The sequence below is a fragment of the Allofranklinella schreckenbergeri genome (genome assembly GCF_003703475.1).
GTDB classification, from domain to species: domain Bacteria; phylum Pseudomonadota; class Gammaproteobacteria; order Burkholderiales; family Burkholderiaceae_C; genus Lampropedia; species Lampropedia schreckenbergeri.
On sequence record NZ_RDQM01000008.1, the window covers coordinates 59,408 to 72,173 of the forward strand.

General features: G+C 58.7%; 8 protein-coding genes. All 8 read right to left on the minus strand.

Translation table 11 applies throughout. The features are described from left to right. The 8 genes from EBQ26_RS07475 to EBQ26_RS07510 all read right to left on the minus strand — a co-directional run bounded on the left by EBQ26_RS07475 (nt 1) and on the right by EBQ26_RS07510 (nt 12,506). A complete protein-coding gene (locus EBQ26_RS07475; protein ID WP_238944225.1) occupies nt 1-1,014 on the minus strand; it encodes an alpha-ketoacid dehydrogenase subunit beta in 1,014 nt (337 codons plus the stop codon). 13 nt (nt 1,015-1,027) lie between these two features. Next, nucleotides 1,028-2,287, minus strand: coding sequence for a thiamine pyrophosphate-dependent enzyme (locus tag EBQ26_RS07480; RefSeq protein WP_122238395.1), 1,260 nt, complete (start codon nt 2,285-2,287; stop codon nt 1,028-1,030). A 510-nt stretch (nt 2,288-2,797) separates the two neighbouring features. Next, entirely contained in the window at nt 2,798-3,619 is an 822-nt protein-coding gene (trpA, locus tag EBQ26_RS07485) for a tryptophan synthase subunit alpha (protein WP_122238396.1), read from the minus strand. Nucleotides 3,620-3,672: 53 nt separating this feature from the next. Next, a complete protein-coding gene (locus EBQ26_RS07490) occupies nt 3,673-7,014 on the minus strand; it encodes a DEAD/DEAH box helicase family protein (RefSeq protein WP_122238397.1) in 3,342 nt (1,113 codons plus the stop codon). Nucleotide 7,015: 1 nt separating this feature from the next. Next, entirely contained in the window at nt 7,016-7,660 is a 645-nt protein-coding gene (locus EBQ26_RS07495; RefSeq protein WP_122238398.1) for a DUF4276 family protein, read from the minus strand. Then, the gene (locus tag EBQ26_RS07500) at nt 7,657-8,802 is read right to left on the minus strand and encodes an AAA family ATPase (RefSeq protein WP_122238399.1); all 1,146 of its coding nucleotides are present in this window, start codon (nt 8,800-8,802) and stop codon (nt 7,657-7,659) included. Before EBQ26_RS07500 ends, EBQ26_RS07495 begins: the two co-directional genes overlap by 4 nt. Beyond that, nucleotides 8,802-11,903: a DNA methyltransferase gene (locus EBQ26_RS07505; RefSeq protein WP_122238400.1), complete on the minus strand. Its 3,102-nt coding sequence runs from the start codon at nt 11,901-11,903 to the stop codon at nt 8,802-8,804. The genes EBQ26_RS07500 and EBQ26_RS07505 overlap by 1 nt, the downstream gene beginning before the upstream one ends. A gap of 33 nt (nt 11,904-11,936) precedes the next feature. Further along, nucleotides 11,937-12,506 (minus strand): SNF2-related protein, encoded by a 570-nt coding sequence (locus EBQ26_RS07510; RefSeq protein WP_238944226.1) that lies wholly within the window; start codon nt 12,504-12,506, stop codon nt 11,937-11,939. Nucleotides 12,507-12,766: the final 260 nt, after the last annotated feature.

Genomic DNA, 12,766 nt, shown 5'->3' on the forward strand with positions numbered 1-12,766 from the left:
TCACACCTCCATCACTTTTTTCAGGGCTTGCCCCACGCGCTCCGGCCCGGGGAAGTACGACCATTCCTGCGCGTGGGGATAGGGGATGTCCCAGCCCGCCACACGCTCGATGGGGGATTCAAGGTGGTAGAAGCAGTGCTCTTGCACCAGCGCCGACAGCTCGGCGCCAAAGCCGCCCGTGCGCGTGGCTTCATGCACGATCACGCAGCGGCCGGTTTTCTGCACGGATTGGACGATGGTGGGCAAATCCAGCGGCCAGAGGCTGCGCAGGTCGATGATCTCCGCATCAATGCCAGTTTCGCGCGCGGCGGCTTCGGCCACGAACACCATGGTGCCGTAGGCGATGACGGTGACGGCCTTGCCTTCGCGCACGATCTTGGCCGAATCCAGCGGCACGGTGTAATGCCCGTCGGGCACTTCACCCAGCTCGTGCTTGGACCAGGGCACAACGGGCTGGTCGTGGTGGCCGTCAAACGGGCCGTTGTACAGGCGCTTGGGCTCCAGGAAGATGACCGGATCGTTGTTCTCGATCGCGGAGATCAGCAGACCCTTGGCGTCGTAAGGGTTGCTGGGCATCACGGTGCGGATGCCGCAGGTGTGCGTGAACAGCGCCTCGGGGCTTTGGCTGTGCGTTTGCCCGCCGTAAATGCCGCCGCCGCAGGGCATGCGGATGACCATCGGCGCGGAGAAATCGCCCGCCGAGCGGTAGCGCAGCCGCGCCGCCTCGCTCATGATTTGATCCAGCGCCGGGTAAACGTAATCGGCGAACTGCACTTCCACCACCGGGCGCAAGCCGTAGGCGGCCATGCCCACGCCCGCGCCAACGATGCCGCTTTCGGTAATGGGGGCGTCAAACACGCGGTTTTTGCCGTATTTGGATTGCAGCCCCTCGGTGCAGCGGAACACGCCGCCGAAATAGCCCACGTCCTCGCCGAAAACGACCACGTTTTCATCGCGCGCAAGCATCACATCCATGGCCGAACGCAGGGCCTGGATCATTGTCATTTTTGCCATTTGCAGACCTCCTTCAGACCCCAAGTTGCTGCCGCTGCGCGATCAGATGCGCGGGCATGTGCTCGTACACGTCGTCGAACATATCCGCCGCTGTGCGCTGCGGTCCGCTCATCAACGTGCCATAGGTCTCGGCCTGTTTTTGCGCGGCCAGCACCTCGGCTTCCACCTCGGCCTGCACCGCTTCGTGTTCGGCATCGCTCCAGGCGCCCAGCAGCGTCAGGTGCTGGCGCAGCCGCGCAATCGGGTCGCCCAGCGGGAAGCGCTGCCAATCGTCGGCGGGGCGGTATTTGCTCGGGTCGTCCGAAGTCGAGTGCGGGCCAGCGCGGTAGCTGACCCACTCGATCAGCGTCGGGCCGTGGTTGCCGCGCGCGCGCTCGGCGGCCCAGCGCGAGGCGGCCAGTACGGCCAGAAAGTCGTTGCCATCCACGCGCAGCGAGGCAATGCCCATGCCCGTGCCGCGCGCGGCAAAGGTGGCGGTAGAGCCCCCGGCAATGGCCTGGAAGGTGGAGATCGCCCACTGGTTGTTCACCACGTTCATGATGACCGGCGCGTTGTAGACCTGCGCGAACACCAGCGCGGTGTAGAAGTCCGCCTCGGCCGTGGCGCCGTCGCCAATCCAGGCCGTGGCAATGCGCGAGTCGTGCTTGATGGCCGATGCCATCGCCCAGCCCACGGCCTGCACGTATTGCGTGCCCAGGTTGCCGGAGATGGAGAAAAAGCCATAGTCCTTGGCCGAGTACATCACCGGCAACTGCCGGCCCTTCACCGGGTCGGCCGTGTTGGAGTAGATCTGGTTCATCATCTGCACCATCGGCATGCCGCGCGTGAGCAGGATGTTTTGCTGGCGGTAGGAGGTAAAGCACATGTCGTCCTGGTTGAGCGACATGGCCTGGCCCACGCCAATGGCCTCCTCGCCCAGGCTTTGCATGTAGAAGGAGGTTTTCTTCTGCCGCTGCGCAATCACCATGCGCGCATCGAAAGCGCGCGTGAGCATCATCAGGCGCAAGCCACGGCGCAAGTCCTCCACGCTGACCTCGGGCTTCCACGGCCCGTGCGCCTGGCCTTGCTCATCGAGCACGCGGATCAGGCTGTTTTTCAGCGCAATCGTCTCCTCATAAGGGCAGTCCACCGCCGGGCGGGGCACCTCCCCCGCCTTGGAGAGTTTCAAAAAGGAAAAATCGGTCTTCTCGCCCGGCCGTGCGGATGGCTCGGGCACTTGCAGGCGCAGCCTGCCTTTGCCGGGGCCTTGAGCGAGGCCCTTGGATTTGCGCATTGCTAATGTCTCCCAGTGGATTGTGTCCACCATTGGTTACGGGGCCGCCCCCGCTGGAGCATGGCGCACACGGCCAGCCCCTTGGCAAAGGACATTCCCCAGGAAAAAAACGGCCGTGTAAGGAAAGTATGTCGCCCCACAAGGCCACGGCTTGAGTGAAGCGGATACCCTCACAAACCGGCCGCTATCCTAGCAATCGCGCCCTGGTTTGACTCGTGGTGCAAACCCTCAGAAGCTCTGCCAAGGCCGAAGCGGAAACGTGTTTGGCTTGATTCGTGTCAGCCGCCATGCAAGGGCAACGCCACCACGTTCCATAAAGCATGTGATGAACTTTGCGCTCTTGCAGGGGGCAAAAAGTGCATCACCCGTTCTGGGAGCCAAGCGCCACCCTCGCCCAGTAGCGGCGCCCACGCATGCACCCCGAAAATTTCAATCAAAGGAAAAACAATCCATTAACCATCATGCCGAAAAAAGGTTAATTTATTTCTTTTTGATTGATAAAAATAATATTTAGGCTGCCCCGCGCTCATCCAGCGCCACACGGATGGGGCGCAGGAAATCCTGGGCGGCGGCCACCACGCCTTCGGGCGGCTGGTTCTCGATCACCTGAATCAAGCGGCTGCCGATGACCACCGCATCGGCCACTTCGCCGATGGCGCGGGCGGTGTCGGCGTCGCGGATGCCAAAGCCCACGCCCACGGGGATGTGCACGTGCTGGCGGATGCGCGGCAGTGCGGCCTGCACTTCGGCGGTGTTCAGGCTGGCCGCGCCAGTCACGCCCTTGAGCGAGACGTAATAGACGTAGCCGCTGGCCACTTGGGCCACCTGCTGCATGCGCGCCTCGGTGCTGGTGGGGGCGAGCAGGAAGATCAAATCCAGCCCTGCGTTTTTCAGCGCGGCGGCGAAGTCTGCGCATTCCTCGGGCGGGTAATCGACGATGAGCAGCCCGTCCACGCCCGCAGCCGCCGCATCGCGGATGAACCTGCCCGCGCCGTGCTTCTGGTCGTAGCGCTCCACCGGGTTGGCGTAGCCCATCAGCACGACGGGGGTTTGCTGATCCTGCTCGCGGAAGGTTTGCACCATGCCCAGCACCTTGGCCAGCCCCACGCCCAGCGCCAGCGCGCGCTCGCCCGCTTGCTGGATGACGGGGCCGTCGGCATTGGGGTCGGAAAAGGGCACGCCCAGCTCAATCACGTCCGCCCCGGCGGCGACCATACCGTGCATGAGGGCGGGAGTGATGTCGGCGTAGGGAAAGCCAGCGGTGACGTAGGGAATGAGGGCGGTGCGGCCCTGCTGCTTGAGGGTGGTGAAGGTGGTTTGGATGCGGGACATGGGTGATGGAAAAATTCGGTAAATGCCAAAAAATCAGCCGCGGCGGCGGCCTGTCAATGCAGCTTGGAAAACATGGTTTGCAAGTAATGCTTTTTGTCCATGAACAGTACGTGACGACTTTCCAGATCGGCTTCTGTTGCATTACCCACGTTGAGCAGGTCGGCAAACTTCGTTGGTGAAAGGATGAAGGCATTCAAGATCAACGGCGCTTCACCCGCCTTGGCCTGCGCCGCCAGCGTTGCTTCCAGAGTCTTTACTTCTTTGTACAGCCTCAGCTTGGGGTGCGACAGGTCGAGATTGCGCAGCCCCTTCGGATCGACAAAGGTCAGCCACTGCTTGCCGCTGGCCTCGTCCACCAGCCACAGCAGGAAGTCCGGATAGAAGTTGCCCGCCAACGCGAAGCCCAGGCCTTTCTCTTCCCGATCCGCATTGCGCAGCAGGTACAGACTGCGCGGGCCAATCGCTTGCTTGCCTTCGCTGGAGTTGTAGAACGCCTCCAGATCGCGGACAAACGCCCATTCGCTGGGCGCGTCAAAGGCCAGCGGGCGCAGTTTCAGCGGCACCGCATCCTTGTCCTTCAATGCCAGCAGCGGGTAGTACAAGTGGCGCTCGAAGCTGATGGCCACCATGTGCGGTGCATTCCATTGGCTGGCCTCGCCGATCTTGCCCTCTGCCACCAGCTTCTTCAGCACTTCCAGCTTTTTCTGATACTCCAGACCGTCGTCGCTGTTCTCGATCTCGAACTGGTACAGCTTGAGCATCGAGCCGTGATCTTCATCGATGTGGGTGATGTCGTAGAACTGGCCTTCGTAGCCCGTTTTCAGGGCTTTGTAGAAGCGGTCGGTGTAATCCGTCAGCAGTCGAAGCAGGATGTCTTCCTGCTTGCGGATATCGGCGAAGGCCGTCACGTTCAGCTCAGATGCCGGGATGAACAGCGTGTACCAATCCTGCGCGCCCGCGCAGAAGTCGATCAGTTTCTGCCGATCCAGTCGCAGGTTGCTCCAGCTGCGCTGCAACTTGTAATCCTGCAAGGCCAGATAGATGCGATCCCAATTGAAAGCCGGGAACAGCGCCTGATTCAGCTTGCCCTTGTTGCGGGCTTCCGTCGTGGGGGGTGTGCCCTTGTCCTTGCTGGATAACGCCTCTACGCGCGGGTACAGGTCAAGCACCACATGGGGCGGCTTGATCTTGCCCTGGAACTGCGTGGGGATTTCGTACAGCCACGGAAAGTGCGTGCGCTTGAACCCCAGTTTCTGGTTGTCCTTGTAACCATCCTTCAGCGTCAAGGTTTTGAGTTTGCCTTTGGGCAGGTTGGCCCGCGTTGGAAAGTCCAGCTCCAGCACTTCATCGCTGGGCGTGATGCCTTCCTCGCGCAGGTAGTCCTTGAACGCAGCCATATAGCTGGCGCGCACGCCGAAGATGTTCAGCGCCTCCAGTTTGTCCAGGTGCACACCCTTGGGCCGGTCCTGCGGCAAAGTGCGCTTGAGCGAGAAGCCCTTGCCCTTGAGGCGTACCCCGCGTCCGAACAACTGGATGATTTGCGAGCCTTCACCTTGGCCCATGTTCAAAAGGCCCATCGTGGACACGCGCCAACTGCTCCAGCCTTCCGTGAACTTGCGCGAGCCGATCAGCACGTTGAGGCGGCTGTCCCTGTTGTTCAGCGTGCCGAACAGTGCGCCGCCGAAGTCGTCGCGCTCGGTGTCGAAAGCCGCCACGTCCTCCGCCATCCCGAAGAATCTCGCATCATCGCCGATGTTGATGAGGCCGAAGGGCTCGGCATTGCCAACGCGCAAGGCAAGCTCGCCTTTGCTGCTCTTGATGTTGACCAGTTTCAATCGCTGGCGGGCCGAGGCATTGAATACGCGCAGCAGGATGTCGGCGTACAGAGCATCCACGCGACCGCCGAAGCCCATCAGGGCCGTGAAACGCCCGCTGAAGATGTTGTTGCCCTTGGCGTCCAGAATCTGCGCCTTGTCCGCAATCAGGTCGGTCAGCCAGCTCTTGATCTGCGCTTCGCTGTTCAGGAAGTCGGCGAGGAATTTCACCACTTCCAGGATGTCCGATTCCTCGCCAGACACGGTGTTGCCTACGAACACCCACAGCGGCTTTTCGATATTGAAATCGGCGATCTTGTCGCGGTGCGTACTCCACAGCCAAAGCTGCTGGTAGTAGGCCAGCAGGCAGGCGGTGAAATACTTGCGCGCGTCGTCCGCCTGCGCGTAGGCCTCGCCGCTCATGTTGAGGATCAGCGACTCCTTGCCATAGCCGTCCTCATAGAAAAACTTGTACGAGTAATCGAACAGGATGCACTTGGCGTAAATCTCGCGCGTCGCAGTGATGCGCGCGCGGCGCTTGTCCTCGGCCGTCAGCGCAAGCTGCGCTTTCTGCCCGTCATCCAGGTTGCGCAGACTGGTGGTGCCAAACAGCATCCTGGCGCGCTTTTTCTGGATGTCTTCTTCCGCTGCCGCCACGGTCATGCCCTTGGCCACTGCCTGCCCGAAGGTGGCCGAGTACTCGAAGGCAAAGCCGCCACGCACCAGCGCATCGCGCCGCGCCATCCATGCGCCGGCCGCCGTACCCGTACCACGGTGGCCTTCGTCCACCAGCACCAGGTTGTTGCCCTCGAAGGCATCCACGGCCACGGTCTTGTCGCCCATCTCATCGCCAAGCTTGTTGATGTCGATGATTTCGATGGCGCCGCGCGCGGGTGACTGGGCCTTGTTGAAGAACTGCGAAAACCCGAAGCCGGACAGGTGCAGCTCATCCAGATGCTGACGGCTCAAGCCTTCGTTGGGCGTGAGCAAAATGATCTTGTCGGGGTAATGGTGATCATGCCCCGCCTGGAAGTAATGCAGGTACTGGCGGATGTTGACGTGCAGCAGCAGGGTCTTGCCGCTGCCCGTGGCATTCCAGAAAGCGATCTTGTTCAGATCGTCGGCTTCAAAGTCACGAAACGGTTCTGCGCCTGCCTCGCTGCGGTAACGCGCCATTTCCTCGTTCAGGCCGTCAAGCAGTTCCTGGCGGCGGTTGAAATACCAATCCAGATACAGCTCGGTGAACAGCAGCGAGAGGTACTGGAAGTACTTCATTTGCAGCGCATGGCCTCCCTGCTTGTTGCGCTGGGCGGTGATGGCCTGCCAGTGTGCAACGATGTTCAAGTCGTAACGCCGCAGCGCGGCCTCTGGCACCTTGTTGGGATCGAACAATCCTCGCGTCAGTTCGTGGAAGAACCTGGTCTGGCCGTCCTCGTCGATGCCTTCAAAGCGGTCATCGCCCAAGCGCATTTTGAGCGCCGCCAGCGTGCCGCCCTGAAAGAAACCCAGCACCCAGCGGTTGAGCACCAATTCCTGGTGGAAGCTGCGCTTTTTTACTTTTGGTTTCGCTGCACGTGCCATATCAATTTCCCCATGCCTGAATCTGTGTTACCCAGGCATCAAACTGGGGACACTGCCCACGTATCGCATTAATACCAATCGCCTCGGCGATCAACGGCCCATGCTCCGTCTTGGAGTAGGTACCTTCCTCGAAAATCGACAGGATTCGTTTGGATGGCGCAGTTTGTAGGCCGTCATTGATGTCTTCGGGCGATGAAAAAGCTTGTCGTACTTGTTCCAGTGCTGCATGGCTTTGTTCGTTCCAGCCATCCTGTACGCACTTAAATGCCTCTGGATCGGTGAACAGCAGCCCCTCAAACTCATACATCTGCACATAGGGCAAGACGAAACGCTCGTCATACCCAGTGGTTGAGGCGGCAACGCCGGCACGAATGTCCGCCTCCAGTTGTGCACGATTTCGCCCATTGCGGTCTTGAAAGCCGTAGAAATCCACCAGCGTGGTGATTCGATCGGTCTGGTGATACTGATGCGACATGAACTTCACCAAACGCTCCACCGTGACGCGACCACCACGATGATTGCCAGATGGTGACTGGAGCAGCGACGGAAAAGCCAGTACTTGATGGCTCAGCAGGTAAGGCGCAAGGCAGCTTTTGACAAATTCCACCTCGGTCTGCCCTTCACAAACAATGCAGACGCGGATCATTCCATGCCCCCCACCACCTGCTTCAGCCAGATATCGGACAACTGATAGTCATCGTCCAGCCACTCTTGGTACTGCTCTCGCGGCAGGTTGCGCAGCAGCGTCTCGCCATTGTCCGCGCTGGCGACGATGATGTTTTCCAACTCGAAGCAATCCACCAAGTAAGGGGACTGCGTGGCAATGAAGATTTGCCGTTTCTTGGACAGTCGCTTGAACATCTCGGCCACCAAGGTGATGGCATGCGGATGCAGACCCAGCTCGGGTTCGTCAAACAACATTACGTCCGGCAACCGCCCCGGTGGCAGGTTCAGCAAGGTCAGCAGGCAGAACAAGCGCAGCGAGCCATCCGACGTCAAGTGCGAACCAAATACCTTGTCATTTTGATTGCCTACCCAGCGCAACAGAACCTTGCCTGCTTCCTCCTCCAGCACAAAATCCTTGAAAGCAGGCAGTACGCGGCGGATCTGCTTCACGATCAATTCATAGCGTTTGCCATCTGCGCTACGCAAGTCCAGAAGGACGGCGGCGAGATTGCCTCCATCCGAACGAAGGCGAAATGATTCGGTCACATCCCAGCGGTGATGGATAGCTGAGTTTGGCGATGTGTCGTGAAACTGGTAGGTGGAGCACTGCCGCAAGAGATTGGCAATCGTCCTGGCTGTCCTGTCCTTCCGTTCCAGAAGTGCAGATTCCTTGCCTACTACGCCAATTTCCGTCCACTTCGCCTTGGTCGGGATGCCATGTGCCGAGTAGCGATACGCTTCATTCATCAAAATGACCGAATCCCCACCCGAAACATGCTCCAGGTCGAAACGGTAGTCGTTCAGCCCCGACCTGGTTTCAAGGCACAGCTCTGCATGGATACGCGGCGTTTTTCGCGCGCCCATGAAAAATTGATCGTCCCCGCCGCCCTGGCGAAATACGAACTCTTGCAGGTTCTTCGACTTGAGCATCCAGCTCAACATTTCAAAGAAACGAATCAAGCTGGATTTACCCGCGCCATTGGCGCCAATCAACACGGAAAGCTGCGGCAGTTCCAGATTCTGGATGCTGCGCAGGCTACGAAATCCCTCGATGGTGACGGACTTGATGCGTGCCGGTTCTGGTTCTTGTTGTTGAATGCCAGGGGTTCCAAAATTAGCCATCACACATCCTCCACGCTGAACATGCGATTCAGAAACTCCGGCTCGATCTGGCGCAGCTTGAGCACGCGGGTGGCGCCGCCTTCCTCGGCCGTTTGCGTCAGCACGGTGGGGATGTTGTGGTCACCGTTGATGTAGACCAGGTCAAACTCGTTGTCCGCCGGGTTGATGGCCAGCTTGTCGCACAGCTTAGCAATGCCTTCGTAATCCAGCACCTCGCAATCGCGCCACAGCACCAGGCAGCTTTCACCACTGGGTAGCGCGCCTGTGACGGTGACGAAACCGCGCTGCGGTTGAGCATCAATGTGCTTGACCCGCAGGCCGATCAGGTAATTGAAGGTTTCGACCAAGTCGATTTTTCGTTTCTCGTACGCACCCGCGGAATCGGCGGCGATATTGAGCATGTAATCAAACGGTTTTTTGAAATCCTCTACCGACAGCAGCGAACCGCGGCTTTCCACGTCCAGTAGGTAATGCAGTAGATAGTCGTCCCTGGCCTGTTGCGGCAGGGCACCGAACATCTCATTCTGCGCAGCCGTGCGGCGCAATTGCAGGTTGTTTAAGGTGTCTTCGTAGCTTTCGAGTTTGAGGACTTTGAAGCAGTGGGAAATGCCGGTTTCGGGACCAGTCGCCTTCCCCTCTAACCAATCAGCAGAAAATATGATTTTCTTAACTCTAGGTTTCAAGACGGTTTCAAAGTAATCGCCTTGCTCAACCATTACATACGAAAGATCAAGCTTCTCTTCTCGATTCAAGGAAATTACCGCATGCGCGGTAGTTCCAGACCCTGCAAAGAAGTCCATAATCACCCCATTGGAGCGACAATTCGCCGCCGTGATCGCATGACGAACGGTATGCAGCGACTTTGGAAAAGAAAATCCATTGCTGGGAACGATATTTTTTAGCAAGGTGCTCCCATATTCGGCCGCATTGAACTCGGCGTCGCTCCAAACAGTCCTATAGGACTCCTTGTCCTTTGCGAGATTTATGGAGGGTAGTCCGTTTCTCCCAGTCTTAACTTCAAGATTATTGATAGTGGAATTGACCGATTGTCTTGCGTAACGCCACTTACGCTCCAATCCATCTGTCGATGAGATTGGCCACACCGCCAGCACTCCATTTTCAACTTCAGTGCATGCACTGTGCGGATGAAAATCATCACCGGGAACGTCTCCGAACCCTACTACCACCCCATTTTTAACGAAAATTGGATAGAAGCAGTTCTTTGCTGTGTGCCGCTCTGATTCGCTGCCCGTTTTCATCAGTGGTTTGGACTTCGAGTCACTAAGACTGCGTTTTCCCAATAGCTTGCCTTCAGGTCTGAAGAAAATAGCTGATTCGTTTGTCACGGAGAACCCGCTACCCTGAATGCCACGCGGATTGTGGATTACGCTGATCTGAGTTATGTCCCCGTCTGAGAACAGGTCTTTCATTAGCAGAGACAGGTGCTCCCTCTCGTTCTCATCAATTGCAACACAAACTGGCGCATCAGGCCGCATTAACTCTCTTGCCTGAGACAGCCGGTTTTCCATGAGCGTGATCCAAGAACCATGCTTAAAGCCATTCTTGTAGGCTATTTCACTCGTGATTGCGTTGTATGGAGGATCAATGTAAATGAAATCGACTTCACCTGCCATCCGCTGGCTCAAGAGAGCAAGCGCCTGGAAGTTATCCCCGTTGATGGCGATGCCATCGAGGTTTGCTTCGATATCTTCGATATTTGCCAAAAGGCACTGCTTAAATTCGTCATTGAATAGCGCCGTATCCACCATACGATACGGCGCCGCCTTCAAGTCCTCCAGCGTCCCCGGTTCATCACTTTCCCATACGCCCAATTGCTTCCACTGCGCCCACTGCCGTTCATTGGCGGCAATTTCGGGATAAAGCGCCTCGGGCACACGATCCAGGGTGATGCAGTAATGGCTGGAAACGACGAATTTCTTTTTCAGCCACAGTTTTTTCTGAAAATCCTCCAGTTGCGCCAGAAAGGCAATCAGTTCCAAGGCAATACTGCGCAGGCACTGGATCATGCGCAGGTTTTTCTCGATGTCGGCAAAGGCATTGGCATTTTGCACATCGTCCAGATGCATGACTTCGTTCTTGATGTAGAAGTCCAGCTCGCGGCGCAAAAAGCCGCCCAGGTCTTTGTGAATGAAGTAATCGGCCGTGTTCTTGGCGGTGTAATCGCTCAGGTGCTTTTCCAGCAGGGTGCGCTGCGGGTTTTTCTCGGTGGGCGCACGCTGGGCCAGCGCCAGCCAGCGGGCCTTGACGGCAGCATCCGCCAACACGGCTTCTACCGCTTGGGCGATCAGCGCCTCTTGCTTGGCGCCCTTGGGCTGGGCGGCGTATTCAAAGCGGATGAGCAAATCGCGCTGGCCATCGTTGCCGGGAATTTCTTCCACGGGCAGCAGGGTTTCTTCGATTTCGTCGCCGTTGTCATCCACGCGGGTGCGGGTTTGGGCCGCGATCAGGGCAAAGCGGCGCTCCTTGTCGTTGTCCTTGCGGTTGTCCTTGGCGGTGTCGGCGGCCACCAGCCGGAAATGCACCGTGCGGCCAGGTTTTCCATTTTCTTCAGGCAGCTTGAAGCTGTAATTGCTGAAGTTCTCGCCACTCTTGGTGTAGTACTGGTCCTTGTTGGCCCAGTGCAGCACCACTTCTTCGCCCGCGTAGGGGATGGCGTATGTGTCGCCCTTGTAACGGCGCTGGCTGATGAAGTCGCCGTCTTGCCAGTAGCGGGAGAAAAAGGCCAGCAGATGGGAGAACACGGCATTTTCATGCTCGTTGCTGCCTGCGGTCGCATCCTTCAGGCGGGCGCGTAAATCCTTGACCTTGGGCAGATCGTCGGGGTTTGCGCCCAGCGCCAGCGCCTGCTTGATCGCTTCGTCCAGGTCGCTCTGCAATTGCTGGGCGCTGGCGGCGCTGCCTGCACAGAGCGCTTGTTGTACTTTTTCAAACAGCCGGTTTTGCAGGTAGTCGTTGATCTCGCCTGCGCGGGCGCCCAGGATGCGGTAAATGCCAAAGTCCAGTTCCGGGCGGTCGATCTGGAAAATCTCGCGCAGTTTGGCGACAAGCTCCTGGAATTTGGGGTTTTGTTGATTGGTCATGGTTTGCCCTGGTCTCGGAATATTGGGGGCGAGTTAGATGACCTGCCAGCGCACGCTGAACAGGGTCTCGTTGCTTGTTTTTTCTTGCAGGCGCTGCTGGAGTGATTCGATCAACTCGTCGCGCTTGGCAATGATGTCGTCTTCGACGGCAAAAATTTCCTGCCGCTGACGGCGTTGCTTGCGCTCCGGCTCTGGCAGTTCGCGTTGGATGAGCGCCTGCCCGATACGGTTGCTGGCGCGGTGCGCATTGCGCAGCTTGTGCGCTTCGTCGATGACCACCACGTCCCAAGGCAGGGCGCGCAGCTCGGCTTCCAGCTTGGCGGCAAACTGGTAGGACACGATGATGACCGCCTTGCCAACCTGCCGTTGCAGGGTGGCGAGCATGTCGCCGGCGGACTGCTTGCGCAGAGAAACGGCATCCACCACGGTGGCGGGCACGGCGAACTTGTCGTGCAGCTCCTGCGCCCATTGTTTGCGCAGGCTGGCCGGGCAGATGACCAGCCGCCGCCGCCGGCGCTCGGCCCAGTATTGGCAAACCACCAGCGCGGCTTCGCTGGTCTTGCCCAGCCCCACCTCGTCAGCCAGCAGTACGCCTTCCTGCAATGGGTTCCGAAGGGCGAACAGCGCCGCCTCGATCTGGTGCGGGTCAGATCGACGCTGGCATCGAACAGCGATTGGGAGAGGCGATCTACGCCATCGGCGGCGTGTCGCCGCGTCAGCTCGTGGGCGTAGTACTTGGCGTGGTAGGCGGAGGTCATCCGGTGATCTCTGACTGCTTTGCATCGCTTTGTCGGAATGGCCCAAACACAAAGCCGGTCCCATTACCGACACTGCGATGCTGCTCGGCAGGTACGGACTGGCAA